Origin of the sequence: Cupriavidus sp. USMAA2-4 (genome assembly GCF_001854305.1) — a bacterium.
GTDB classification, from domain to species: Bacteria; Pseudomonadota; Gammaproteobacteria; order Burkholderiales; family Burkholderiaceae; genus Cupriavidus; species Cupriavidus malaysiensis.
Genome location: NZ_CP017748.1, coordinates 2896901 through 2922467, shown reverse-complemented (window position 1 = coordinate 2922467; position 25567 = coordinate 2896901). Strand labels below are relative to the sequence as shown.

Sequence of the window (25567 nt, the reverse complement as noted above, 5' to 3'; positions counted from 1 at the left end):
TCCTGTTTGCGGTTGGCCTTTGGCTGTTAGCGCCTGGCTGTTTGTCGTGTCTGTCATGCTTGTCATGCCTGCGGTGCCGGCGGCGCCTGGCCGGCATCGGCGTCGGGCGCGCCGACCGTGCGCGCCGCGCGGTCGGCGGCATTGCGTGCCTGGATGCGCTCGCGCGCGGCCTGCCACTCAGCGTCGCCCCAGTCCAGGTACTGCTTGAAATAGGCGCCGTTGGCCAGCCAGTCGCCGCCATCGAGGGCGATGGTCTGGCCGTTGATCCAGCTGTTTTCGCACGCCAGCAGGAAGGCGGCCAGGTTGCCGATGTCTTGCGGGCGGCCGAGCCGGCCGGTCGGGTTCTGCCCACTCATCTCCTCCTGGCGCGCATCGGTCGGCCGCAGCCGCGCGCCGGCGCCCTCGGTGGGAATCACACCCGGGGCGATGGCGTTGCAGCGGATGCCGTGGCGCCCCCACTCCACCGCCAGCGACTTGGTCATGGCATCGACGCCTGCCTTGGACATGGCCGAGGGCACCACGAAGGGGGAGCCGGTCCAGACCCAGGTGACGACGATGGACAGCACCGCGCCGGGCAGGCCGTCGCGGATCCAGCGCTTGCCGACCGCCTGGGTGGTGTAGAAGGTGCCGCGGAAGACGATGTCGGAGATGGCATGGAAGCCATTGGGTGACAGGTCCTCGGTGCGGCTGATGAAGTTGCCCGCCGCGTTGTTGACCAGGCCGTCGAGCGGGCCGTGCGCCTGCCAGATCGACTCGACCATGGCGTCGACGGCGGCAGCGTCGCGGATGTCCACCGCATGGGTGGCGACCATGCCGCCGTGGGCCGCGCGCAGCCGCGCCGCGGCCTCGTCCAGCACCGGCAGGCGCCGCCCGCACAAGTGAAGTTCGGCGCCCAGCGCCGCCAGCTGGTCGGCCATGGCGAATCCCAGGCCGGTGCCGCCGCCGGTGACCAGCACGCGCTGGCCGGCGAACAAATCGCTCTTGAACATCGCTTGTCTCCTGCCGTCTTGCGGTCGTCGTTATCGTGCCTCGCCCGCCCCGCACGAGCGCGGCAGGCAGAAGCAGCCCACTGTAGCGGCGTGGCACCGCATCGACAATTGCCGAGGGCGGAATCACAATGTTGCGCGAGACGCGACAATCCCGCTGGCAATCCCGGATGGACCGGCCAGCCCGCACCATTCCGACCACGATGGACCTCAACCTCATCCAGGCCTTCGCCGACATCGTCGAGGCCGGCAACCTGGCCGAAGCCGGCCGCCGGCGCGGCGTGACGCGCTCGCAGGTCAGCCGCCAGCTGCGCGAACTGGAAACGCAGGCCGGCGCGCAGCTGATGCGCCGCACCACGCGCCGCCTCGAACTGACCGAAGCGGGCCACGCGCTGTACCAGCACGGGCTGCGCATCCTGCGCGAAGTCGCCGCGGCCCAGGCCGAGATCGACAGCCTGGGCAAGACACTGCGCGGCCACGTGCGCCTGAGCGTGCCGACCGGGCTGGGCGACAGCTTCGTGGCGCCGCTGCTGCTGCGCTTCGCGGCGCGGCACCCGGGCATCACGCTGCGCGTGTTCTTCGCCAACCGCGTGGTCGACCTGATCTCGGCCGAGATCGACGTGGCGCTCAAGGTCACCTCCGAACCGCCGCTCGACCACGTGGCGCGCGAGGTCTGCGAGATCGGCTGGCAGCTCTTTGCCTCGCCCGACTACCTGGCACGCGCCGGCACCCCGCTCACGCCGGCCGACCTGGCCAGCTGCCAGTTCCTGTGCCCGCCCTACCCCGGCCGGCGCTTCGCACTGCGGCTGGAACGCGACGGCCAGCGCGAAGAGGTCTCCCTGAGCCCGCACCTGCAGTCGGAGCACTTCCCCTTCCTGCTGCGCGCCGTGCGCGAACACCATGGCGTGGCCCTGCTGCCGGCCTATGCCGGCTGGGAAGACGTGCATGCCGGGCGCCTGGTGCGGGTGCTGCCGGCGTGGCAGCCCGAGGGGCTGGGCAGCCGGCTCTACCTGATCACCACACCCAGCGTCCACCCCACCCTGGCCACGCGCGCGCTGATCGGCTTCCTGCGCGAGGAGATCCCGGCGCTGGACGTGTTCCGGGAAGCGGCTGCGGACTGACGCCGCCCGGGCATGGCCCCGCAAGCCATGCGGCAATCGGCACGGCCACCGAACTTGCAAATTGCAAGCTAAGATGCGGGCTTGCAGATCGCAAGTCGGAACACCACAGCACAACAGGCCGAGCCGGAGGAGACGACGATGGGCCATACCGATTTTGCCGCCATGGCCTGCCCCGTGGCCCGCTCGATGGCGGTGCTGGGCGAGCGCTGGGCCATGCTGGTGCTGCGCGAGGCCTTCTACGGCAGCACCCGCTTCGACGAATTCGAGCGCCACCTGGGCATCGCCCCCAACATCCTCAGCGCGCGGCTGAAGTCGCTGGTCGAGCACGGCCTGATGGCCCGCGTGCCGGGCACGGATGGTGTGCGCCACGTCTACCGCCTGACCGCCAAGGGGCGCGACTTCTTCCCCGCCTTCGTGGCGCTCAAGGCCTGGGCCGACCGCTGGATGACCGACGCCGCCGGCCCCTATGTGGTGCTGCAGGATCGCGCCACAGGGGCAGCCATCGAGCCGCCGGCGCTGGCGCGCGCGGATGGCTCGCCGATCACGCTCGACGACCTGCGCCTGCGGCCGGGCCCCGCGGCTGGCACCTACCTGCAACGGCGCTTCGGTGACGAGGCGGCGCATGCCGATGCTGCCGCGCCGGCCGCCGGCGCACCGGCGCGGGAGGACGGCGATGCGTGAATCCCCGACCGCCGCCGCGCTGCCCCGCGCCGGCGCCGCCCGCGCGGCGCTGCCCACCCCACAGCTGCTGCGCGGCATCCTGCGCCTGGCCGCGCCCACCAGCCTGATCGCACTGCTGCAGGCCAGCGCCCAGCTGATCGAGACCTGGCTGGCGGCACGCCAGGGCACGGCCGCGCTGGCCGGCTGGGCGGTGGTGCTGCCCTTCGCGCTGCTGCTGCAGCAGATGTCCACCGGCGCCATGGGCGGCGGCGTGGTCTCGGCCATCGCGCGCGCCCTGGGCGCGGGCCGGCGCGAGGAGGCCTCTTCCCTGGTGCTGCACGCGCTGATCATCGCCATCACCGCCGGGCTGGCCTTCGCCGTGGCGCTGGCGGGCTTCCCGCGCGGCGTGCTGGGCGCGGTGGCCGGCGCCACCGCGGCGGAGGCCGCCACCACCTATGCGATCTGGCTGTTCGGCGCCGGCGCGGTGCCGGCCTGGCTGGCCAATACGCTGGCCTCGGTGCTGCGCGGCGGCGGCCGCCACGCGCTGGCCGCGCGCGTGCTGTCGCTGATGTGGATCGCCTTCCCGCTGCTGGCCTGGCTGCTGGCGGAACCCGCCGGCATGGGCCTGGCCGGCATCGGCGCGGCGCTGGCGGCAGTGTCGTGGGCGGCCGCGCTGGCCATGGCCGTCGTGGTGGCGCGCGGCGGCGCCGGCTTCACGCCGGTGCTGCGCATGCGGCCCTCGCGCGCGCTCTTCGCGCGCATCCTGTCGGTCGGGCTGGTGGCCTGCGCGCTGGCCTCGGTGGCCAACCTGACCACCATCCTGGTCACCGCCCAGCTGCGCCACCACGGCACCGCCGCGGTGGCGGCCTACGGCATCTCGGCGCGCCTGGAATTCCTGATGATCCCGCTTGCCTTCGGCGTGGGTTCGGCGCTGACCGCGCTGGTCGGCCGCGCGGTCGGCGCCGGCGACTGGGCCACGGCGCGGCGCACGGCCTGGGCCGGCGCGCTGCTGGCACTGGCCGTGGCCGGACTGGTCGGCGCGGCGGTGGGCCTGGCGCCAGCGCGCTTCGCGGCATTCTTCACCCACGATGCACAGGTGGCCGCCATCGCCGCGCGCGCGCTGTCCTGGGTCGGCCCGGCCTTCGGCGGTTTCGGCCTCGGCATGGCGCTCTACTTCGCCTCGATGGGCGCCGGCCGCATGCGCTGGCCGGTGGCAGCCGGCCTGGCCCGCATCGGCCTGGCCGCCGGCGGCGGCTGGCTGCTGGCCAACGTGGCCGGCATGGGGCTGGACGGGCATTTCCTGGGGGTGGCGCTGGGCATCAGCGCCTACGGCCTGGTCACCGCGCTCGGGGTGCGGCCGGGGGCCTGGTCGGCACGCTGAGCCTGCCACGGCGGCCGGATGCGTGCACGATGCGGCATCCGCCCCTCTTGAACTCGGCGCGCCGGGCCCAAAGTAGACTAGAGCGGCCGCCGCGGCCCGGGATCCACGGCGCCGCGCCCGCCTCCCGTCCCCAACCGAGAAGGTGCCATGCCCCCTCGCACCACCATATTCATCGCCGCCCTGCTGATCGGCCTGCTGCACGCCTACGTCGGCGCGCGCGTGCTGCCGGACCTGCCCGTGCCCCTGCTGGCGAAGCTGCTGGGCGGCGCCTGGCTGCTGCTGTCGTGGCCGCTGATCCCCGCCGCGCTGCTGGCGCGCCGCCTCAGCCACCCGTGGTCCGATGCCATCAACTGGGTCGGCATGCTGGCCATGGGCCTGTTCTCCTCCCTGCTGGTGCTGACCGCCGCGCGCGACCTCGTGCTGCTGGGCTGCCGCATCGCCGGCTGGCAGCCACCCTGGCTGCTGCCGGGCAGCGCCGCCGCCGTGCTGCTGCTGGCGCTGGCGGTGACGGCGCTGGGCTTCCTCAACGCGCGCCGGGTGGCGCGCGTGGTCGAGGTGCAGGTGCCGGTGGAGGGGCTGCCGGCCGCGCTGGACGGCTTCACCATCGTGCAGATCAGCGACATCCACGTCGGGCCGACCATCAAGCACAGCTACCTGGCGCGCATCGTCGAGCGCGTCAACAGCCTGCAGCCCGACGCGGTGGCCATCACCGGCGACCTGGTCGATGGCACGGTGCGCGAACTGGCGCCCCACACCGAGCCGCTGGCCCGGCTGCGCGCGGGGCACGGCAGCTTCTTCGTCACCGGCAACCACGAGTACTACTCCGGCGCCGATCCCTGGATCGCCGAGCTGCGCCGCCTCGGCGTGCGCGTGCTGATGAACGAGCACGTGGTGATCGAGCGCGACGGCCACGCGCTGGTGCTGGCCGGGGTCACCGACTATTCGGCGCACCGCTTCGACGAGGCGCACCGCAGCGACCCCGCGCGCGCCATCGACGGCGCGCCGGACCGGGCCGGCGTGCGCGTGCTGCTGGCCCACCAGCCGCGCACCGCACCCGCCGCCGCCGCGGCCGGCTTCCACCTGCAGCTGTCGGGCCATACCCACGGCGGCCAGTTCTGGCCCTGGAACCTCTTCGTGCCGATGCAGCAGCCCTATGTGGCGGGGCTGGACCGCCACCAGGACATGTGGATCTACACCAGCCGCGGCACCGGCTACTGGGGCCCGCCCAAGCGCTTCGGCGCGCCGTCGGAGATCACGCGGATCCGGCTGGTGCGAGCGGGCGCCGGGGCAACGTGACGGGCATCGAGCCGGCGGGTGCCTGCCCTCTCCCACGGCCCCTCTCCCACCAGTGGGAAAGGGGAGCCAACCATCGCTGGGGCGTGCGCATGCCGGGCCCACATCCGCGCCCACAACCGCGCCGCCCAATGAAAAACGCCCTCGCGTGAGCGAGGGCGTTTCCCTTTCCGGCCGGGGCCGCGCTCAGCGCGCGATCGGCTTGTAGCGGATGCGCTTCGGCTTGGCGGCCTCTTCGCCCAGGCGCTTCTTCTTGTCGGCCTCGTACTCCTGGTAGTTGCCGGGGAAGAACTCGACGTGCGAGTCGCCCTCGAAGGCCAGGATGTGGGTGGCGATGCGGTCCAGGAACCAGCGGTCGTGGGAGATCACCATCACGCAGCCGGCGAACTCCAGCAGCGCGTCTTCCAGCGCGCGCAGCGTTTCCACGTCGAGGTCGTTGGACGGTTCGTCCAGCAGCAGCACGTTGCCGCCGGCGATCAGCGTCTTGGCCATGTGCAGGCGGCCGCGCTCGCCGCCGGACAGCGAGCCCACCTGCTTCTGCTGGTCGCCGCCCTTGAAGTTGAAGCGGCCGATGTAGGCGCGCGACGGGGTCTCGTAGCGGCCCACGGTCAGCACGTCGGCACCGCCCGAGATTTCCTCGAACACGGTCTTGCTGCCGTCCAGCGCGTCGCGACTCTGGTCGACATAGGCCAGCTTCACGGTCGGCCCGACCTTGATCTCGCCGCTGTCAGGCTGCTCCTTGCCGGTCAGCATCTTGAAGAAGGTCGACTTGCCGGCGCCGTTCGGGCCGATGATGCCGACGATCGCGCCCGGCGGCACGGTGAAGCTGAGATCGTCGATCAGCAGGCGGTCGCCGAAGCCCTTGGTGACGTTCTTGAACTCGATGACCTCGTTGCCCAGGCGCTCACCCACCGGGATGAAGATTTCCTGGGTCTCGTTGCGTTTCTGGTATTCCTGGCTGTTGAGCTCGTCGAAACGGGCCAGGCGCGCCTTGGACTTGGCCTGGCGGCCCTTGGGGTTCTGGCGCACCCACTCCAGTTCCTTCTTCAGCGCCTTCTGCCGCGCCGATTCGGTCGACTCTTCCTGCTTCAGGCGGTTTTCCTTCTGGTCCAGCCAGGAGCTGTAGTTGCCCTTCCAGGGGATGCCCTGGCCGCGGTCCAGTTCGAGGATCCACTCGGCGGCGTTGTCGAGGAAGTAGCGGTCGTGGGTGACGGCCACCACGGTGCCGGGGAAGCGCGTCAGGAACTGCTCCAGCCAATCCACCGACTCGGCGTCCAGGTGGTTGGTGGGTTCGTCCAGCAGCAGCATGTCGGGGCGCGACAGCAGCAGGCGGCACAGTGCCACGCGGCGCTTCTCGCCGCCCGACAGGTGGCCGACCTTGGCGTCCCACGGCGGCAGGCGCAGTGCGTCGGCGGCGATCTCCAGCTGCAGCTCGGCGTTGTTGCCGTCGCTGGCGGCCAGGATGGCCTCGTACTTGGCCTGCTCGGCGGCCAGGACGTCGAAGTCGACATCCGGCTCGGCGTAGGCGGCGTAGATCTCGTCGAGCTTCTTGCGCGCCTCGAACACTTCGCCCAGGCCGCCTTCCACGGCCTCGCGCACGGTCTGCTCGGGGTCTAGCTGCGGTTCCTGCGACAGGTAGCCGATGTTCAGGTTGGGCATCGGCGTGGCTTCACCCTCGATGTCCTTGTCCAGGCCGGCCATGATCTTCAGCAGCGTGGACTTGCCCGAGCCGTTCAGGCCGAGCACGCCGATCTTGGCGCCGGGGAAGAAGGACAGCGAGATGTCCTTCAGGATGTGACGCTTGGGCGGAACGATCTTGCCCACGCGGTTCATGGTGAAAACGTACTGTGCCATGCGGATTCGCGGGTTGGGTGCTGGGGAATGGCGGCAGTGTAGCAAAGCCGGGCGGGAGCGCGGCCCGCGCGGCGGCCGGCGCGAGCCGGTACAATGCCGGCTGCGCGCACCGCGCCGCGGCAGCACCCGCCGGCCCGCGCCGCGCCAACCCAGACCCTTCCCGCAGCAACCCGCCCAGGCACGCCCCGAACCGGCCGCGCCGGGCCTGACGCCCGGCCCCCGCCGGGCCTCCGGATCTCCCGATGAGCAAACCCGCCCGCACCCTGACCTTCAAGTGCAAGAAGTGCACGAAGCCCGTGACCCTGTTCCTGCAGAAGGTCTCCGCCTGCTCGCATATCACGCCCTACCAGGGCTGGTGCAAATGCGGCGAACTGATGCGCCACGCCACCGGCGACAAGGAGGCCGTCGAGTCCTTCGTCAACTCGCTCGACGCCAACTGGGCGCACCACCACCATCACCACCACTGACCGCCGCGCCAAGCCTGCCGTGAACGACACCTGGCGCCCGGCCGCGCGCGACCCGCTGCGCTTTCTCGCCGGCTATCCGCCCGACCTGCTCGACCAGGTGCGCGCGCTGGTCGGCGCCGGCCGCCTCGGCGAGCACCTGGCGCAGCGCTACCCGGCGCGCCACACAGTGCAGACCGACCGCGCGCTCTACGCGTACGCCAACGACATCAAGCAGGAATACCTGCGCAGCGCGCCGCCGCTGCACAAGGTCGGCTACGACCCCCGCCTGGAAGCCGCGCATCGCGCGCTCGGCCTGCACACCGCCATTTCGCGCGTGCAGGGCGGCAAGCTCAAGGCCAAGAAGGAAATCCGCGTGGCGGCGGTGTTCAAGGACGGCCCGCCCGAGTTCCTGCGCATGATCGTGGTGCACGAACTGGCGCACCTGAAGGAGGCCGACCACGACAAGGCCTTCTACCGCCTGTGCGAGCACATGGAGCCGCGCTACCACCAGTTCGAGTTCGACGCGCGGCTGTTCCTGGCCTGGCGCGAACTGGAGCGGGCGCAGGGCTGAGCCCGGCGGCCCACGCCATGCGGCTGGCCATTGCACGGCTAGGCTGGCGACACCAGGGTCTTGCGATAGGCTCCCGGCGCCACCGCCCGGTGCAGAACGCACACTTGCACCACTCCCTGCGGTGCCGCCGCACGAACCGCTGCCTCGAAGTGGCGCAGCACCAGGGCGGCCAGTTCGGCCTGCACCGGCTCCGGCCTGGGCCGCGTCATCAGCAGATGGACCACCAGGAAGCCGTCGGCCGGCGTGTTGCCGGTCAGGGCGGCCTCGGCAACCAGCAAGCGGCTCTTCAGGTCATCCAGGCGCACATGCCCGGTCGCGGCCAGTGCGCCGTGCAGGGTGGCGCAGACCTCGCCGAAATCCAGGCTGCCGGCCAGCTCGCGCGTGGTTTCCACGATCAGGTGGGGCATGCTCAGTCGGGCCTCACGTTCGCCGCGGTGACCGCTGCGGTCCAGCGCGCCTGGGCCTGCGCCAGGAAGCGGCGGAAAGCCGGAACATCGAGCGGCTGCGCTTCGACCCCCAGGGCCAGCAGGCGCTGGCGCACCTGCGGCTCGGCCAGCACGGCATCGAGCTCGCGATTGAGCCGGACCACGATGTCGGCCGGCACGGCCGCCGGCACCATGATGCCGTACCAGGGCGCGGCGTCGAATCCGCGCATGCCCTGCTCGGCAAGCGTAGGCACGTCGGGCAAGGAGGCGGAGCGGCGCGCGCCGGTCTGCGCCAGCGGCACCACGCTGCCGGCGCGGATGTGGGGCAGCAGCGGCACCGGGCTGTCGAACATGAGCGCAATCTGCCCGCCCAGCAGGTCGTTGATGGCAGGCCCCGAGCCCTTGTAGGGCGAATGCAGCAGGCGCACGCCGCTCGCCTGCGCGAACATGGCGCCGATGATGTGCTGCGGCGTGCCGTTGCCGGCCGATCCATAGGCGATGGTGTCCGGCGCAGCGCGTGCGGCGCTCAGCAGCGCCGGCAGGGAAGCCAGGCGCTGGCCGCGCTTGCCCGCCACCAGGATGAAAGGCACCGAGCCGACCAGGCCGACGCCGGCCAGATCGCGCTGCGGGTCATATGGCAGCGATGGATACAGGGCGCGCCCCACCGACACCGGGCCGACCGCGCCCAGCAGCAGCGTATAGCCGTCGGCCGGCGCCTTGGCCGCATAGTCCGTGCCGATGGTGCCTCCGGCACCCGGCCGGTTCTCCACCACGACCGGCTGCCCGAGCCGCGCCTGCAACGACTGGCCCACCAGCCGGGCCAGCGCGTCGGTGGTGGCACCTGGCGCATACGGCACCACCAGGCGGATGGGCCGCTCGGGATAGGCCGCCGCTGCCGGCGCTGCGGCGGCAAGGGCGGCGGCGCAGACGGCAAGTGCCTGGACGGCCGCGCGAGCGGGTGGAACGGCTCGGCGCCGGATCGGGGTGGCAGTCAATTCTGGTCTCCTTGCCTGCGGGCTTGTGCGGGCTTGTGCGGGCTTGTGCGGGGTCGCAGTCTGCAAGCCCCTTCGTCGAGCAGCATTTCACCAGCACCGCCTCGGCACGTAAAATGATCGATTGATTTTCAATCCATCATCAATTCTTATGATTCAGCGCACGGCCCATCCGGCACTCGACCTGCGTCTGCTGCGCAGCCTGATGGCGGTGGCGCGCCATGGCGGCGTGACCGCGGCCGCCGATGCGCTCGGCCTGACGCAGCCGGCCCTGTCCCAGCACCTGCGCGAGCTGGCGGCACAGCTCGGCGTTCCGCTGTTCGCACGCGTCGGCCGCACCCTGGAGTTGACCGAAGCGGGGCGGCAACTGGTGCAGGCGCTCGAGCCGGTGCTCGAGCAACTGGAGCGGGTGGTGGCCGGCGCGGCTGCGCCGCGCCGGCAGGTGACGGGCATACTGCGCGTCGGCGCCATCCACACCTATCTGTCCGCGCTGGTCATGCCCGCCGTGCAGGCCTTGCTGGCCGCGCACCCGGAACTGGAAGTGCAGGTGTCGGAGTTCTCGGCCGCCGAGGTCGACCGTGCGCTGCTGGATGGCCAGATCGATCTCGGCCTCGCCTTCCGCGAACACCCCGGCCCCCGCCTGGCCGATGCGGTACCGAAACGCATCGCCCGCACAGCCCTGTTCCGCGAAACATTGGCGCTGATCGCTCCCGCACCACGCCTGCCGGCGCCCGAGCCCGCCATGACGCCGCGCGAGCTGGCCGCACTGCCGCTCGCGCTGCTGCCGCGACGCTTCGCCATGCGGCGCCAGCTCGACGCCGCCGCGGCTGCCGCCGGTGTCCAGCTGCACCCGCGGCTCGAAGGCCCCAGCGTCGACGCGCTGCTGCGTGCCGTGCTCGGCGGCAATCTTTACACAGTGGCCAGTCCGCTGGCGCTGCATGTCGCGGGGTCGCGCGGCGGCGGCTTCGCCGGACTGGCGCATCTGCCGCTCGCACTGCCGGGATTTACGCGTACGGCGGCGCTGCACCGCCGGCACGGCCGCCCGGACGGCGCTGCCGCATCTGCCTTTGTCGAGATGCTGGGCACGGCGGTGGCGGGTGCCGCCGCCGGCGGATTCGTGACATCTTGCTGAGCGGGCCGCGTATCGCAGCGCCAGCGCACCTGCACGTCAATGCCGGTGGTTGCGCCGCGCTTTCAAACCTGATTTGAAAAATATCCTTTTTTAACGATCTTTATCCAACAGGGATTGAAATCTACAGTGCGCACTCGATCGGCTGCCATCCCGGCGGCCAGCCAACAGGACGTGCGCCATGCCTACCACTCCTTCTCATCCCGAAGCCCCCGCCCGCCGGCGCTTTCTCGGCCAGGCCGCGCTGCTGGGCGCCGCCTTGCCTGGGCTGGCCGCCGCCCAGGCACAGGACGCGGGCGGCGGATCGCCGCATCGCGCCACCGCGCCAGCCGACCGTGGGCCGTTCTGGCCCGGCGGCTCGCGCCTGGTGATCTCGATCTCCATGCAGTTCGAGGCCGGCGCCCAGCCGGAGCGCGGTGCCAGCGGACCGTTCCCGCCACTGGACCCCAGATATCCCGACTACCCCATGCAGACCTGGTACGCCTATGGCGTGCGCGAAGGCATTCCACGCCTGCTGGACCTGTGGGAACGCACGGGGGTCAAGGTGACGTCCCACATGGTCGGCCAGGCGGTGGAACGCCACCCCGAGCTGGCACGCGAGATCGTGGCGCGCGGGCATGAGGCCGCCGGCCATGGCCAGACCTGGGAACCGCAGTACAGCATGTCCGCCGCGCAGGAGCGGGCCAGTTACGTGCAGAGCATCGCCAGCATCGAGCGCGCCACCGGCGTGCGGCCGGTCGGTTTCAATGCGTTCTGGATGCGCGGCTCGCCCCATACCCTGTCCATCCTGCAGTCGCTCGGCTTCCTCTATCACATCGACGACCTCAGCCGCGATGAACCGTCGCGACTGCAGGTCGGTGGCAAGCCCTTCGTAGTGGTGCCGTACACGGTGCGCAACAACGATATCGTCCGCTTCGATTCGCCGGCCACCAGCGTGGACGATTTTCTCGGCGAACTGAAGGCCGATTTCGACGTGCTCTACGCGGAAGGCGCGACGCGCCGCCGCATGATGTCCATCAGCGCGCACGACCGCATTTCCGGCACCCCGGCGCGGGTGCAGGCGCTGGAACGCTTCATCCGCTACGCGCAGGGGCACCCTGGCGTGGCGTTCCTGCGCAAGGATGAGATCGCACGCTTCATCCTCGGCGCGCGCGATGTACCTGCCGCTTGAACCCTCCCCTGCCCTCCCCGCCTACCGGAATCCATCATGTCCCTTAGCCATCTGCATCCCGCCCGCGTCGCCGCGCACTGCGCCCTGGCCGTCCTTACCCTGTGCGGAACCGCCCCCGCGCCAGCATTGGCCGGCGTGGACGACCACCTGGTCCTGCCGCTGCACGTCGCAGGCGCCGACCTCGAAGCGGCGAACCCGGCCCTGCTCGCCGCGCGCCGCTACGCCACCTTCTGGCACACCGGCGAGCCGCGCTATGCCGAGGCCGCACTGGCCCCGGACTTCCTCGACCGCACGCTGCCCCCCGGACGCACGCAGGGAAGGCAGGGCCCGCTGCAGGCGTCGCTCGCGTTCCGCGCTGCCGTGCCCGACCTGAGCGCCGAACTGGAAGATGTCGTGATTGCCGGCGACCGCGTGTCCGTGCGCCTGCGCTTCCACGGGCATTTCACCGGCCACTTCGGCACGGCCGCCGGCGCGGGCCAGGCCATCGACTTCCAGGCCTTCGACCTGTATCGGATCGCGGAAGGCCGCATCGCGGAAAACTGGCACCTGGAAGACAACCTCGGCCTGATGCAGCAGATGGGACTGGCTGCGCGGCAATAGGGTCGGCGGCAATACGTTGCGCGGCAATCGGGCAGTGGCATCTGGGCGGCAGCCTGATGGTCCCGGACACCTGGTATGCCAAGGGCAGCGCCTACGACGGCAATTGCGTGGCCGGCGCACCGCGCGTGGTGGCCGCCGCGCGGCTGGGCTACCGCGTGCCCTTCGTGCCGGGGCTGCGCGTCGGCGTCGACGGCAAGTTCACGGGCAGCACCCGGTTGCGCCAGGCCAACAACCTGTCGGTGCCGGGCTATATGGTGTTCCATCTCGGCGCGAGCTACACCACGCGCTTGTCCGGCTACGACGTGACGCTGCGCGCCGCTGTCAACAACCTGGCCGACCGCCGTTACGGGGAGTTCCAGTATGCCGACTACATCAAGCCGGGCGATCCGCGCAGCGTCAGCCTGAACGCAAAGATCGACTTCTGAGCGGAGGCCGGCGGGCGCTGCCGCCGGCCCCGCCATTACACCTTCACGCCAGCCGCAGCACCACCGCCCCCAGCAGGATCGCCAGCGCCGCCGCGTGGCGGCTGCGGCCGAAACGCTCCTTCAGCACCAGCGCCGACAGGCCCATGCCGAACACGATCGCGGTCTCGCGCAGCGCCGCCACCATCGCCACCGGCGCGTGCGCCATGGCGAGCAGCACCATGGCGTAGCCGCCGGCGGTGCAGGCGCCGCCCAGCAGGCCGACGCGCCAGCGCTGGCGCAGGTGGCGGCCCAGGTCGGCCGGGCGCCGCAGCAGGGCCCAGGCCAGCAGCGGCAGCGCGCACAGCACGAAGACCCAGCCGGTATAGGCGGCGGCGCTGCCCGCCAGGCGCACGCCGGTGCCGTCGACGAAGGTATAGCCGGCGATCACCACCGCATTGGCCAGCGCGAAAGCGGTCGCGGCGCGCGCCTTGGGCGACGCGGCGGCACTGCGCCGGGACACCAGCATCAGGCTGAGGATGCCCCCGCAGATCAGCAGCACGCCGCCCCAGGCGCCCGCCGGCAGGTGCTCGCCGATCAGCGCGCCGCTGGCCAGTGCCACCAGCAGCGGCGGCAGGCCCCGCATCAACGGGTACGCATAGCTCATGTCGCCGTGGCGGTAGGCCGCGCCCACCAGCGCGAAATAGACCACGTGGATGCCCGCCGAGGCGGCCAGGTGGGGCCAGCTCTGCGGCTGCGGCGCCGGCAGCCAGGGTAGCGCGAAGGCCGACAGCAGCGCCGCGCCGCCGGTCACCAGCACGATGTCCAGCGCCTTGTCGGCGCTGGCCTTGACGGCGGCGTTCCAGCCGGCGTGCAGCAGGGCGGCGCACAAGACCAGCAGGACGATGGGGGTGGACATCCAGGCTCTCCTCGGGTTTCGCTGCAGTATCCCTGCTTGAAGCCGGCCCGGCAAACCAGTAAATTTGGCCTTCCACAGTAGAAAAACTAATACGAGGCTGCGGCCTCTACCCCCTGCCCTCCCCGCCACCGACTGCACGACGACCCCGATGTCCCGCACCCTGCCTCCGCTCAATGCGCTGCGCGCCTTCGAGGCCGCGGCCCGCCTGGGCAGCTTCAAGGCTGCCGCCACCGAGCTGCACGTGTCCCAGGGCGCCATCAGCCAGCATGTGCGGCAGTTGGAGGACTGGTTCGGTCAGCCCCTGTTCGAACGCCACAACCGGCGCGTGGCGCTGACGCCGGCGGCCACCGCCTACCTCGCCGAGATCGGCCCGGCCTTCGACCGCATCGCCTCGGCCACCAGCCGCTACGGCCGCGGCGCAGCGCGCACGCGCACCGTGCTGCGCGTCAGCAGCGTGGCCACCTTCGCGCTGCGCTGGCTGGTGCCCCGGCTGGAGCGTTTCCGCCAGCGCCATCCGCAGGCGGACGTGCGCGTCGACACCTCGAACGAGCCGGTCGACGCGCTGCGCGAAGCCTATGACGTGATCATCCGCGGCGGGCCGGACACCTTCTACGGCTACACCATGCAGCCCTTCCTGGCCGAGCAGCGCTTGCCGGTATGCAGCCCCGCGCTGCCGGCGCACGCGCCGCTGGCGGTGCCCGCCGACCTGTGCCGGCACACGCTGCTGCACGCCTCCACGCTGCCGCGCGCCTGGGACGACTGGCTGGCCGCGGCCGGCGTGCCGGAGCTGGCGCCGGCCGCCGCGCTGACGCTGGACCATTTCTACCTGACGCTGCAGGCCGCGCTCGACGGCATCGGCGTGGCCATGGGCCCTACCGCGCTGGTGGCCGAAGACCTGGCCGCGGGGCGGCTGGTGGCACCGTTCCCGGACCTGCGCCTGCCCTCGCGCAGCTATTGCTGCTACCTGCCGCAGCACAAGGCCGGCGACGCCATCGTGCAAGCCTTCGCGCAGTGGCTGGTGGAGGAAGGCGATGCCGCCGGGGAAAGCCGGGGCAGCTAGGCATTCCGCTCAGCGCGGCGGCGCCAGCTGCTCGCGCAGGAAGTCCAGGAAGGCGCGCACGCCCTCCGGCAAGGTGCGCCCGTTCAGGGTCTGCAGCTCGATGGCGCGGCCGCGCATGCCGCGCTCGCGGAGCTCGGCCGCGTGCAACTCGCCGCGGCGCACGCGATCGCGCACGGTGACCTCGCCGGAGATCGACAGGCCGCCGCCATGCACCACGAAGTTGGTCAGGGTCTCGAAATGGTTGGTCACCAGCACCGGCTCGAAGACGATGCCGCGCTCGCCGCAGGCGAGGTCGAACAGCTGGCGCACGGTGTTGTCGCCCTCCGGCAGCGCCAGCGGGTAGGCCTGCATCTGCGCCAGCGACACCGAGCGAAAGCGCGCCAGCGCATGGTCGGGCCGCATGATGGCGATCACCGGGGCCGGCTGGCGGTGCTCGACGCGGATGCCCTGCTCGGTGGCGCGGCTGTAGGTGATGCCGATATCGGCCTCGCCACGCAGCACGATGGCGGTGGCCTCGGCGGGACTCGCCACCCGCACGTGGAACTGCAGACCCGGAAAGCGCTCGCGGAAGACCGCGATGGCGCGCGGCAGGAACTCGATGGCGAAGCCCGCCGAACTCGCCACGCGCACCCGCCCGCGCCGCAGCCCCTGCAGGGCCTGGATCTCCGCCACCACGCGGTCGGCCTCCAGCGCTCCGCGCAGGGCGAAGGCGGCCAGCAGTTCGCCGGCCGCGCTGGCCACCATGCCGCGCGGCCGGCGCTCGAACAGCGGCACGCCCAGCAAGGCCTCCAGCGCCGCCACCTGGCGGCTGACGGCCGAGGCCGTCACGTTCAGGCGCAGCGCGGCCTCGCTCAGCGAGCCGCTGCGCACCACCTCGAGGAAGTAGCGCAGGGCGGTGTCCTGCAGTTGGTTCGAGAGCATGGCGCGGCCACGTCCAGGTTTGCGTGAAATGCAATGATATTTGGAAAAATCCTCGATTGTCGAAACCCTCGGCCGTCCCTATGCTGTTCTGCATCGCCACGCACACCGCACCCTGACCGCATGACCGCCACCGCCCCCGCCGCCACCGCAGCACACGCCCGCCCGACCCCGAATGCCGCTCCGGAAGGTGGCACCGGAAGCACCATCGTCGCCCTCGACGCCGTCGCCCTGTCGCACGCCATCCACGCGCGCGAGGTGTCGTGCGCCGAGGTGCTCGACGCCTACCTGGCGCAGATCGACCGCCTGAACCCGCTGGTCAACGCCATCGTCGCGCCGGCCGCGCGCGAGGCGCTGGCAGCCCAGGCCGCCGAACGCGACGCCGAGCTGGCGCGCGGCCACAGCCGCGGCCCGCTGCACGGTTTCCCGCAGGCGCCCAAGGACATCATGCCGGTGGCCGGCATGGTCACCACCAAGGGCTCGCCGGTGTTCCGCGACCATGTGCCCACCGCCGATGCCGTGGTGTTCGAGCGCATGCGCGCCGGCGGCGCGCTCTTCGTCGGCCGCACCAACTCGCCCGAGTTCGGCCTCGGCGGCCATACCTACAACCCCATCTACGGCGCCACCCGCAATGCCTTCGACCCCGGCCGCTCGGCCGGCGGCAGCAGCGGCGGCGCCGGCGTGGCGGTGGCGCTGCGCATGCTGCCGGTGGCCGACGGCTCCGACATGATGGGCTCGCTGCGCACGCCGGCCGCCTTCAACAACGTCTACGGCCTGCGCACCTCGTTCGGCTGCGTGCCGCACGGCCCCACCGAAGAAGTGTTCTTCCAGCAGTTCAGCGTGGCCGGCCCGATGGCGCGCAACATCCCCGACCTGGCGCTGCTGCTGTCGGTGCAGGCCGGCTTCGACGCACGCCTGCCGCTGACGCGCCGCGCCGAGACCCCCGGCAGCTTCGCGCCCGCGCTGGAGCGCGACCTGCGCGGCACCCGCATCGGCTGGCTGGGCGACCTCGGCGGCCACCTGCCGACGGAACCCGGCCTGCTCGACACCTGCGCGGCGGCGCTGGCCCACTTCCGTACCATCGGCTGCCACGTCGAGCCGGTGCAGCCGGCCTTCGACCTGGACAGCCTGTGGCGCGCCTGGATCGACCTGCGCAGCTTCTCGGTGGCGGGCGCCAACGCGGCGCTGTACCACGACCCGGCCAAGCGCGCCCTGCTCAAGCCGGAAGCGGTCTGGGAGATCGAGCGCGGCCTCGCCCTGGGCGCCATGCAGGTCTACGACGCGGCGCGCGTGCGCAGCGCCTGGTACCAGGCGCTGCGCACGCTGTTCGAGCGCGTCGACTTCCTGGTCATGCCGGCCACCCAGGTCTTCCCCTTCCCGGTGGACTGGGACTGGCCCAAGGCCATCGACGGGCGCGCCATGGATACCTACCACCGCTGGATGCAGGCCGTGGTGCCGGCCACCATGGCAGGACTGCCGGTGCTGTCCGCACCGGCGGGCTTCGGCCCCGGCGGCCTGCCCTGCGGGCTGCAGATCATCGGCCCGGCGCAGGCCGACGCCGCGGTGCTGCAGCTCGGCCACGCCTACGACCAGGCCAGCGGCTACGCGCGCGTCGCCAGCCCGCTGCTGGGCTGAGCACGGACAGGGACGGGTGGCGGCAAGCACGCCGGCGACCGTCCCGCCCCCGCCGATACCGACTGCTTTCGCTTCCCCCATCCCCCGCCGGCAGGAGTCCGACATGACGAAGATGACGACCGCAGTACCCCGCCCCCGCCTGCGCGCACTGGCCGTCCTGTGCACGCTGGGCGCCCTGTGCGCCGCAGTCCCGCTCGGCGCGCGCGCCGACGCCGCCTACCCGACGCGGCCGATCAAGCTGCTGATCCCCTTCGCCGCCGGCGGCGCCACCGATGTGCTGGGCCGCCTGCTGGCGGTCGGCCTGGGCGAGAAACTGGGGCAGACGGTGGTGGTGGAAAACAAACCCGGCGCCAGCACCGTGGTCGGCGCCACCGTGCTGGCCAAGTCGCCGCCCGATGGCTACACCCTGCTGCTGGCCGCCAGCACCACGCTGACGCTGAACCCCGCCATCCGCCAGAACCTGGCCTACGACCCCGTCAAGAGCTTCACCCCGCTGGGCCTGGTGGCCGACATGGCGCTGGTGCTGGTGGCCAATCCCGCGGTACCCGTCAACTCGCTCAAGGATCTCGTCGCCCAGGCCAGGGCCGAACCGGACAAGTTCTCCTACGGCTCCTTCGGCACCGGCTCCTCGGTCCACTTCGGCGGCGAAATGCTCAAATCCGCCGCCGGCATCCGCATGGTGCACGTGCCCTTCAACGGCAGCGCACCCAGCCTCACCGCGCTGGCCGGCGGCCAGGTGCCGGTGGCGGTCGATACCATCGTCGCCACCCAGCCCCTGATCCAGAGCGGCAAGATCAAGCCGCTGGCGGTGCTGTCATCCCAGCGCCTGCCATCGCTGCCGCAAGTACCCACGGTGGCCGAAAGCGGCTACCCCGGCTTCGAGATGGGCACCTGGTTCGCGCTGCTGGCGCCGGCGGGACTGCCCCAGCCGGTACAGCAGAAACTGGAGAAGGCGCTGGCCGACGTCGCCACCGCGCCGCAGACCAGGCAACGCATGGTCGAACTGGGCCTGAGCCCGGCCTACGGCGACGGCGCGGCCGTGCGCCAGCGCGTCGAGCGCGAACTGCCGCAGATGCGGGCGGTGGCGGCGCGGGCGGCGATACGGGTGGATTGAACGACGGCGGCGCCACTGCTCGCCGGTGCGCGCCGTTCAGCCCCCGCGCCGATACACCACGCCGCGCGGCGTGACGGAGGTCAGGGGCGGCTGCGTTGCCGGCGCGGCTTGCGGAGCCGGCACGGCCTGGGAGGCCTGCGCTGCCTGCGCGGCTTCCGCACGCTGCACCGCGCGCTTGGCATCGCGCCCCTTCTCGATGATGTAGAAGTCGGGGCCGGCCACGGCGGAGAACGAGACGGAAGCGGCGGCCAATGCGGCGCCGATCAGAAGAAAGGATTTCACGATGAGGTCTTGGCTAAGGTAAAGGGAAACGGACGCGCCGGACGCGCGTCACCCCGGAGGCCGGCCACGCCCGCGCGCGCCATGCTGCTGGCGCACGGTCCGGACACGTTGCCGCGGGCCGGCGGTGAAGCGGGATCAGGCGGAGCCGGTTCGGCCCGGCGCAGTGCGACGGGTGCCGGGCCCCAGCGCGACGGCTGAGCGGAACGAGACCGCGTGCGGGAAAGGAGACGGAACGACGGGGCGAACTGCGGGGGCGGTGCGGGCTGCGGGAAGAGCCTCGGCCACTGCCATCACGACGGAGCGTTGCGGATGCATGATGTAGGCTTGGCGCTCGGGGCGGGCCTGGGCTGATCGACTTCAGCGCGCCATGCCGCCTCCGATGCAGGCAGTGTAGGACGTCGCGTGCACGACAAGAAACGACGAATACGCATGCGCTCCAGTCGCTGCGCGCATGCACCGGTTGGGGACATGGCGCATGGGCCCACGTGGTGCATGACGGCAGCTACAGCGTGGCGCGCCTGCCGTCTCGGCTGCCGTCGCACCTGCCGCGGCCTATGGCGCATGCCATGGCAGGCACGCCAGGCGCGCGCATCGCCTGCGTCCGGCAGGGTCTCCGCGTGGCGGCGTCAAGCGATGAAATCGCATGGATGGCAGTCGTTTAAATCCGCCTGCCCGGCAAGCCAGGCGGGGCGCGGCACGGCAGGCTGAGCGATGATCACGGTGTCCGCCAATGGCACGACGCTTGCGCCGCCGCGGGGATCCGCACCAGCCCGGTGCGCCTGCACACGCCGCGGCGAACCTCGCCACCGGCGTGGTGCAAGCCGCGCCGCAGCCGCTGCCATCACGAAGGAAGCCATCCATGAAGATCCCTCTTACCTCCTCCTGCGCCGCAACCGCCGTCGCGCTGGCCATCCTGGGCGCCAGCCCGGCGGCCCGCGCGCAGGACGCCACCATGCCCACCGCACAGCCCGCAACGGCAGAACCCGCGCCCACCGAGCCCACCGAGCCCACCGCGCCAGCCACGCCCGCGCTGCAACCGTCGATCGCCAGCACGCTGAGCGCCGCGCCGGTCCGGGTCGACGCCGGCCCGCTGGGCCCGCTCTGGTTCGGCGGCATCGTCAGCGGCCTGGTCCAGGGACAGAGCCACGCCGCCGCCAACGACCACACCTGGCAAGCCGACCTGGGCAATGCCCAGGTCTTCGTCAACAAGGCCGACGGCATGCTGCAGTTCTTCCTGCAGGCCGGCTACTACTCGGTGCCCGTGCTCGGCGTGCCCTACCAGCGCGCGGACCGCGCCACGCCCGCCCTGTTCAACGCCGTGCCGCAGGGCTACCTCAAGCTCGCACTGAGCGACAGCCTGTCGATCCAGGCCGGCAAGCTGCCGACGCTGATCGGTGCGGAAAGCACCTTCACCTTCCAGAATCTCAACATCCAGCGTGGCCTGCTGTGGAACCAGGAGAACGCCGTCAATCGCGGCGTACAGGTCAACTACGCCTCGGGCCCGCTGACCCTGTCGGCGTCCGTCAACGACGGCTTCTACTCGCAGCGCTACAACTGGGTCTCGGCCCTGGCCAGCTACGCCTTCGACGACAGCAATACCCTCACCTTCAGCGGCGGCGCCAGCACCCGCCGCAGCGATGTCTCCACCACCGCCACCCCGGTGCTGCAGAACAACCAGCAGATCTACAACCTGATCTATGCGCACACCCAGGGGGCCTGGACGCTGCAGCCCTATGTGCAGTTCACCCACGTGCCCAGCCTGCCCACGCAAGGCACCGGCGCCGCCTCCACCTACGGTGCCGCGCTGCTGATGAGCTACGACTTCGGCAACGCCGCCACGCCCGCCGCCCTGCGCCTGCCCGGCTTCAAGCTGCCGCTGCGGCTGGAGTACATCGCCTCCACCGGCGATGCCGCAAGCGGCGCCGCCAACCTGCTGTACGGCCCGGGCAGCGCGGCGTGGTCGCTGACGCTGACGCCGACCTACCAGTACCAGCGCTTCTTCGCGCGGGTCGAACTGTCCTACGTGGGCGCGCGCAAGACGGCGCCCGGACTGGCGTTCGGCGCGGACGGCAACCGGCGCGGGCAGGTGCGGGGGGTGCTGGAGGTGGGGATGTTGATGTAGCGCCTGCAGCGGCTCGGTTCGCCGGCGTCATGCGCCGGGCCAGGAAAGCAAAACGGCCCCGAGAAACTCGGGGCCGCTTCGGAATTGGTGCCGGCTGCAGGACTCGAACCCGCCACCTGATGATTACAAATCAACTGCTCTACCTGATGAGCTAAGCCGGCAAATGTGGTGCAGCCCGCCATTCTACTGCATGCCGGGCGGCTTGTGAGGAAGGCTGGCTTACTTCACCACCTTCAAGGCAGGCTTCTTGCCGCCGATGCGGGGCACGGGCGGGTTGGGATCGTCGTCGCCGTTGCCATCACCGCTGCCTTGCGGGGCGGGCGCGCTGTCGCTGCCGACCGGGGCCAGCTTGGGCGGCGGGTTGTTTTCACGCTCCGTGGCGGCCTGGGTCTCGGGCACGCTGCGCTCCACCGGGAAGGCCATGCCCTGGCCGTTCTCGCGGGCGTAGATGGCGAGCACGTTCTCGACCGGCACGTCGATCTTGCGCGAGACACCGCCGAAGCGGGCACTGAAGGTGATCCACTCGTTGCCCATGTCGAGGCCGCTGGTGGCGTCGAAGCTGACGTTGAGCACGATCTCGTTGTTCTTGACGAACTCGCGCGGCACGTTGGTGTTGGCGTCGACGAAGACCGCGATGTACGGCGTGAAGCCGTTGTCGGTGCACCATTCGTAGATGGCGCGGACCAGGTAGGGCTTGGTGGAGGTTTCAGGCATGGTGCTTCCAGTGGCGCGGGCCGGGCGGGCCGTCCGGTATGAAGCCGGACGGCGCTCCGCTGCTTAGCGGCGCATCACCTTTTCCGACGGGGTGAGTGCTTCGATGTAGGCCGGACGGCTGAAGATACGCTCGGCGTACTTCAGCAGCGGCGCGGCGTTCTTCGACAGTTCGATGCCGTAGTGGTCCAGGCGCCACAGCAGCGGCGCGATGGCGACGTCGAGCATCGAGAACTCTTCGCCCAGCATGTACTTGTTCTTGACGAAGATCGGGGCGAGTTGCGTCAGGCGGTCGCGGATGGCCGCGCGGGCGCGCTCGTGGCTCTTCTCGGCGGCCTTGCCCTTCTCATTCTCGAGGGCGTAGACGTGCGTGAAGAGTTCCTTCTCGAAGTTGAACAGGAACAGGCGGGCGCGGGCTCGCTGCACCGGGTCGGCCGGCATCAGCTGCGGGTGCGGGAAGCGCTCGTCGATATACTCGTTGATGATGTTCGACTCATACAGGATGAGGTCGCGCTCGACCAGGATGGGCACCTGGCCGTAGGGGTTCATCACCGAGATGTCTTCCGGCTTGTTGAACAGGTCGACGTCGCGGATCTCGAAATCCATGCCCTTTTCGAACAGGACGAGGCGGCAACGTTGAGAGAACGGGCAGGTGGTGCCCGAATACAACACCATCATGGTTGGATTCCTTGCGTGCGGGGTCGGTGGACTGGGCCCAGTATTCTGGCAGAAGCGACCAATAGAAAGCAAATTTATGGCATTTGAATCACATTAATGCAATCCAACACGGCACTTCCCGCCAGCGAAGTGCCGCCAGGCCGACAATGAAAAAGGCTGGACCGGCGGCGCCGGTCCAGCCCCTGCAGCGCTGGCCTGCCTTACTTGATGTCTTTCCAGTAGGCCGCGTTCAGGCGCCAGGCGAAGATGGTGAACATGCCCAGGAACAGCAGCACCCACACGCCCAGGCGCTTGCGCTGGTTCTGCGCCGGCTCAGACATCCAGTCGAGGAAGCCGACCAGGTCGGCCACGGCCTGGTCATACTCGACCGTGCTCAGCTTGCCGGGCGTGAGTTGCTCGAAGCCGGCGAACTTGTGCACGGTCTCGCCATGCTCTTCCACTTCCTTGAACTTGGCGGCGCGCTGGCCCTGCAGTTCCCACAGCACGTGCGGCATGCCGACGCTGGGGAACACGAGGTTGTTCCAGCCGGTGGCGCGGTTGTCGTCGCGGTAGAAGGTGCGCAGATAGGTGTAGAGCCAATCGTCGCCGCGGGCGCGGGCGATCACCGACAGGTCCGGCGGGGTCGCGCCGAAGAAGGACTTGGCGTCCTTGGGGTGCATGGCGATGGTCATGGTCTCGCCGACCTTGTCCGCGGAGAACAGCAGGTTTTCGCGGATCTGGTCGTCGGTGAGGCCGATATCCTTGAGGCGGTTGTACCGCATCAGGGAGGCGCCGTGGCAGTTCAGGCAGTAGTTGACGAACAGCTTCGCGCCGCGCTGCAGCGACGACAGGTCGCTGGTCTGCACCGGCGCCGGCTCCAGGGGATAGCCCCCTTCGCTGGCGATGGCAGGAGCGGCGGCAAAGCAGGCGCCCGCGAGTGCGAAGATCGAAAGCAGCTTTTTCATCTTGTGTCCTTGTCCTCTGGTGGGCCTTCGGTCAGTGCGGGGTGAAGGTCACGCGGTCCGGCACCGGCTTGAAGGTGCCGGCGCGGCTCCACAGCGGCATGGTCAGGAAGAAGGCGAAGTACAGCAGGGTGCCGAGCTGCGACACCTTTTCGCCCACCGGCGACGGCGGCTGCACGCCCAGGTAGCCGAGCACCAGGAACACCACCACGAAGACGATCAGGATCGACTTGTGGAAGGCAGGACGGTAGCGGATCGACTTGACCGGCGAGTGGTCCAGCCAGGGCAGGAAGAACAGCACGATGACCGAGCCGCCCATCACCAGCACGCCCCAGAACTTGGCGTCGATGAAGTAGAAGCCGACCGCCAGGATCACGGCGATGGCCAATGCGCCGATCTTGATACGCGCATCCTTGCTGCGCAGGAAGACCAGGCCCAGCAGCAGCGCGAAGAACACCCACAGGATCGGCAGGAAGTTCGAGGTGGTGGCGCGCAGCATCGAGTAGAACGGCGTGAAGTACCAGACCGGGGCAATGTGCGGCGGGGTCTTCAGCGGATCGGCCTGGAAGAAGTTGTTCGATTCCAGGAAGTAGCCGCCGACCTCGGGGAAGAAGAAGATCACCGCCGAGAACACCATCAGGAAGCCGCCCACGCCCAGCAGGTCATGCACCGAGTAGTAGGGGTGGAAGGGGATGCCGTCCAGCGGGATGCCGTTCTCGTCCTTCTTGGCCTTGATCTCGACGCCGTCGGGGTTGTTCGAGCCCACTTCGTGAAGCGCGATGATATGCGCCACCACCAGGCCAAGCAGCACCAGCGGCACGGCGATCACGTGGAAGGAGAAGAAGCGGTTCAGCGTGGCGTCGCTGACCACGTAGTCGCCGCGGATGAACAGTGACAGGTCCTGGCCGATCACCGGGATGGCCGAGAACAGGTTGACGATCACCTGCGCGCCCCAGTAGGACATCTGGCCCCAGGGCAGCAGGTAGCCCATGAAGGCCTCGGCCATCAGGCACAGGAAGATCAGGCAGCCGAAGATCCACACCAGCTCGCGCGGCTTGCGGTAGGAACCATACAGCAGGCCGCGGAACATGTGCAGGTAGACCACGACGAAGAAGGCCGAGGCGCCGGTCGAGTGCATGTAGCGCACCAGCCAGCCCCAGGGCACCTCGCGCATGATGAACTCGACGCTGGCGAAGGCGACCGGGATGCCGGCCGCATTCAGCGTGCCGTCCGGCTTGTAGTTCATCACCAGGAAGATGCCGGTGACGATCTGGATCACCAGCACCAGCAGCGCCAGCGAACCGAAGAAGTACCAGAAGTTGAAGTTCTTTGGCGCGTAGTACTTGGAGAGGTGGTCTTCCCACAGCTGGGTGGCGGGGAAGCGCGCGTCGATCCAGCCCAGCAGGCCGGTCGTCTTGACTTCTTTCTCGGCTGCCATGATCAGGCCTCTCCTTTCTCGTCCTTGCCGATCACGATCTTGGTGTCGGTCAGGAACTGGTATGGGGGAACGTCAAGGTTCTGCGGGGCCGGCTTGTTCTTGAACACGCGCCCGGCGAGATCGAAGGTCGAGCCGTGGCAGGGGCAGAGGAAGCCGGGATCGCTGCCGAGCTGGGGATTGGCGCCGGCGGGGAACGGGCCGGAAGGCGAGCAGCCCAGGTGGGAACAGATGCCGACCACGACCAGGACGTCCTTGTGGTCGGCGCGTGAACGGGTTTCGTTCTTGCAGTACTCGGGCGTCTTCATGGTGAAGGGCACATCCGAGTTCGGATCGGCCACTTCGACGTCGGTCTTCTTGAGAGACGCCAGCATCTCATCGGTGCGCCGCAGGATCCACACAGGCTTGCCGCGCCACTCCACCGTCATCATCTCGCCAGGCTTGAGGGCTCCGATGTCGGCCTCGACCGGGGCGCCGGCCGCTTTGGCCTTCTCCGATGGCGCAAACGTACTGACAAACGGCACCGCCACTGCCACTCCTCCGATGCCGCCAGCCACGGACGTCGCGATCAACCAAGTGCGACGCCCCTTATCCACGCTTTTCACGCTCTGCTGGTCACTCATTCCAAACCCCAGGGGAAGTCAATTTAGATTTTGCGTCAACCGCAAATTGTACCTTAGGCACATTGTTCGACGAAAGGCGCATGACACGCCACCGCCGTA

26 protein-coding genes and 1 tRNA gene are annotated in these 25567 nt (G+C 70.2%); 14 read left to right on the top strand and 13 right to left on the bottom strand.

Annotated elements, in window-relative coordinates:
* Nucleotides 1–62: 62 nt before the first annotated feature.
* Nucleotides 63–989: an SDR family oxidoreductase gene (locus BKK79_RS12905; protein WP_071037829.1), complete on the bottom strand. Its 927-nt coding sequence runs from the start codon at nt 987–989 to the stop codon at nt 63–65.
* A gap of 200 nt (nt 990–1189) precedes the next feature.
* Between BKK79_RS12905 and BKK79_RS12900 the strand changes: the two genes are divergently transcribed.
* From BKK79_RS12900 to BKK79_RS12885, 4 genes are all read left to right on the top strand, one after another.
* Nucleotides 1190–2107 (top strand): LysR family transcriptional regulator, encoded by a 918-nt coding sequence (locus tag BKK79_RS12900; RefSeq protein ID WP_071038532.1) that lies wholly within the window; start codon nt 1190–1192, stop codon nt 2105–2107.
* 138 nt (nt 2108–2245) lie between these two features.
* Nucleotides 2246–2788, top strand: a complete 543-nt coding sequence (locus tag BKK79_RS12895; protein ID WP_071037828.1) for a winged helix-turn-helix transcriptional regulator — start codon at nt 2246–2248, stop codon at nt 2786–2788.
* Nucleotides 2781–4148 carry an MATE family efflux transporter gene (locus BKK79_RS12890; RefSeq protein ID WP_071038531.1) on the top strand — a complete coding sequence of 456 codons (1368 nt, stop codon included), beginning with the start codon at nt 2781–2783 and terminating at the stop codon, nt 4146–4148. The genes BKK79_RS12895 and BKK79_RS12890 overlap by 8 nt, the downstream gene beginning before the upstream one ends.
* 147 nt (nt 4149–4295) lie before the next feature.
* Nucleotides 4296–5444: a metallophosphoesterase gene (locus BKK79_RS12885; RefSeq protein ID WP_071015826.1), complete on the top strand. Its 1149-nt coding sequence runs from the start codon at nt 4296–4298 to the stop codon at nt 5442–5444.
* Between the two features lie 183 nt (nt 5445–5627).
* Here BKK79_RS12885 and ettA read toward each other — a convergent pair whose 3' ends face one another.
* Complete coding sequence (gene ettA / locus BKK79_RS12880; RefSeq protein ID WP_071037827.1) at nt 5628–7295, bottom strand: energy-dependent translational throttle protein EttA; 1668 nt, start codon at nt 7293–7295, stop codon at nt 5628–5630.
* A 242-nt stretch (nt 7296–7537) separates the two neighbouring features.
* On the opposite strand from ettA, the gene BKK79_RS12875 reads away from it, so the two are divergent.
* Nucleotides 7538–7762, top strand: a complete 225-nt coding sequence (locus BKK79_RS12875) for a hypothetical protein (RefSeq protein WP_071015829.1) — start codon at nt 7538–7540, stop codon at nt 7760–7762.
* 55 nt (nt 7763–7817) lie between these two features.
* Nucleotides 7818–8312, top strand: a complete 495-nt coding sequence (locus BKK79_RS12870) for a M48 family metallopeptidase (RefSeq protein WP_071038530.1) — start codon at nt 7818–7820, stop codon at nt 8310–8312.
* Nucleotides 8313–8350: 38 nt separating this feature from the next.
* On the opposite strand, the gene BKK79_RS12865 is transcribed toward BKK79_RS12870, so the two are convergent.
* Nucleotides 8351–8719 carry a hypothetical protein gene (locus tag BKK79_RS12865; protein ID WP_071015831.1) on the bottom strand — a complete coding sequence of 123 codons (369 nt, stop codon included), beginning with the start codon at nt 8717–8719 and terminating at the stop codon, nt 8351–8353.
* A 2-nt stretch (nt 8720–8721) separates the two neighbouring features.
* Nucleotides 8722–9732, bottom strand: a complete 1011-nt coding sequence (locus BKK79_RS12860) for a tripartite tricarboxylate transporter substrate binding protein (RefSeq protein WP_157903249.1) — start codon at nt 9730–9732, stop codon at nt 8722–8724.
* Nucleotides 9733–9880: 148 nt separating this feature from the next.
* On the opposite strand from BKK79_RS12860, the gene BKK79_RS12855 reads away from it, so the two are divergent.
* The 4 genes from BKK79_RS12855 to BKK79_RS12840 all read left to right on the top strand — a co-directional run bounded on the left by BKK79_RS12855 (nt 9881) and on the right by BKK79_RS12840 (nt 13054).
* Nucleotides 9881–10861, top strand: a complete 981-nt coding sequence (locus BKK79_RS12855; RefSeq protein WP_071037826.1) for a LysR family transcriptional regulator — start codon at nt 9881–9883, stop codon at nt 10859–10861.
* A gap of 178 nt (nt 10862–11039) precedes the next feature.
* A complete protein-coding gene (locus BKK79_RS12850) occupies nt 11040–12029 on the top strand; it encodes a polysaccharide deacetylase family protein (RefSeq protein ID WP_071037825.1) in 990 nt (329 codons plus the stop codon).
* Nucleotides 12030–12065: 36 nt separating this feature from the next.
* Nucleotides 12066–12629, top strand: coding sequence for an ester cyclase (locus BKK79_RS12845; RefSeq protein WP_071015836.1), 564 nt, complete (start codon nt 12066–12068; stop codon nt 12627–12629).
* Nucleotides 12630–12685: 56 nt separating this feature from the next.
* Nucleotides 12686–13054 carry a TonB-dependent receptor domain-containing protein gene (locus tag BKK79_RS12840; protein ID WP_071037824.1) on the top strand — a complete coding sequence of 123 codons (369 nt, stop codon included), beginning with the start codon at nt 12686–12688 and terminating at the stop codon, nt 13052–13054.
* A gap of 43 nt (nt 13055–13097) precedes the next feature.
* Here the strand turns inward: BKK79_RS12840 and BKK79_RS12835 are convergent, their stop codons facing one another.
* Entirely contained in the window at nt 13098–13949 is an 852-nt protein-coding gene (locus tag BKK79_RS12835) for an EamA family transporter (protein WP_071037823.1), read from the bottom strand.
* Nucleotides 13950–14097: 148 nt separating this feature from the next.
* Here BKK79_RS12835 and gcvA point away from each other — a divergent pair, with 148 nt between their 5' ends.
* Complete coding sequence (gcvA, locus tag BKK79_RS12830; RefSeq protein WP_071037822.1) at nt 14098–15009, top strand: transcriptional regulator GcvA; 912 nt, start codon at nt 14098–14100, stop codon at nt 15007–15009.
* Nucleotides 15010–15018: 9 nt separating this feature from the next.
* On the opposite strand, the gene BKK79_RS12825 is transcribed toward gcvA, so the two are convergent.
* On the bottom strand, nt 15019–15930 hold the full coding sequence (locus tag BKK79_RS12825; RefSeq protein ID WP_071037821.1) for a LysR substrate-binding domain-containing protein: 912 nt from the start codon (nt 15928–15930) through the stop codon (nt 15019–15021).
* Between the two features lie 120 nt (nt 15931–16050).
* On the opposite strand from BKK79_RS12825, the gene BKK79_RS12820 reads away from it, so the two are divergent.
* Nucleotides 16051–17562, top strand: a complete 1512-nt coding sequence (locus BKK79_RS12820) for an amidase (protein WP_071037820.1) — start codon at nt 16051–16053, stop codon at nt 17560–17562.
* Nucleotides 17563–17674: 112 nt separating this feature from the next.
* Entirely contained in the window at nt 17675–18676 is a 1002-nt protein-coding gene (locus tag BKK79_RS12815) for a Bug family tripartite tricarboxylate transporter substrate binding protein (RefSeq protein WP_418235899.1), read from the top strand.
* A 36-nt stretch (nt 18677–18712) separates the two neighbouring features.
* Here the strand turns inward: BKK79_RS12815 and BKK79_RS12810 are convergent, their stop codons facing one another.
* Nucleotides 18713–18958 (bottom strand): hypothetical protein, encoded by a 246-nt coding sequence (locus tag BKK79_RS12810; protein ID WP_071015849.1) that lies wholly within the window; start codon nt 18956–18958, stop codon nt 18713–18715.
* An 859-nt stretch (nt 18959–19817) separates the two neighbouring features.
* On the opposite strand from BKK79_RS12810, the gene BKK79_RS12805 reads away from it, so the two are divergent.
* Nucleotides 19818–21080, top strand: coding sequence for an outer membrane beta-barrel protein (locus tag BKK79_RS12805; protein WP_232346212.1), 1263 nt, complete (start codon nt 19818–19820; stop codon nt 21078–21080).
* A gap of 85 nt (nt 21081–21165) precedes the next feature.
* Here BKK79_RS12805 and BKK79_RS12800 read toward each other — a convergent pair.
* The 6 genes from BKK79_RS12800 to petA form a co-directional block, all read right to left on the bottom strand.
* Nucleotides 21166–21241 (bottom strand) — tRNA-Thr (locus BKK79_RS12800).
* 58 nt (nt 21242–21299) lie between these two features.
* Complete coding sequence (locus tag BKK79_RS12795; RefSeq protein ID WP_071015851.1) at nt 21300–21794, bottom strand: ClpXP protease specificity-enhancing factor; 495 nt, start codon at nt 21792–21794, stop codon at nt 21300–21302.
* Between the two features lie 63 nt (nt 21795–21857).
* On the bottom strand, nt 21858–22469 hold the full coding sequence (locus BKK79_RS12790) for a glutathione S-transferase N-terminal domain-containing protein (protein WP_020202026.1): 612 nt from the start codon (nt 22467–22469) through the stop codon (nt 21858–21860).
* Between the two features lie 200 nt (nt 22470–22669).
* Entirely contained in the window at nt 22670–23413 is a 744-nt protein-coding gene (locus BKK79_RS12785; protein WP_071009998.1) for a cytochrome c1, read from the bottom strand.
* A 31-nt stretch (nt 23414–23444) separates the two neighbouring features.
* Nucleotides 23445–24848 (bottom strand): cytochrome b, encoded by a 1404-nt coding sequence (locus tag BKK79_RS12780; RefSeq protein ID WP_071010000.1) that lies wholly within the window; start codon nt 24846–24848, stop codon nt 23445–23447.
* 2 nt (nt 24849–24850) lie between these two features.
* Nucleotides 24851–25468, bottom strand: coding sequence for a ubiquinol-cytochrome c reductase iron-sulfur subunit (gene petA, locus BKK79_RS12775; RefSeq protein ID WP_071010002.1), 618 nt, complete (start codon nt 25466–25468; stop codon nt 24851–24853).
* Nucleotides 25469–25567 lie beyond the last annotated feature (99 nt).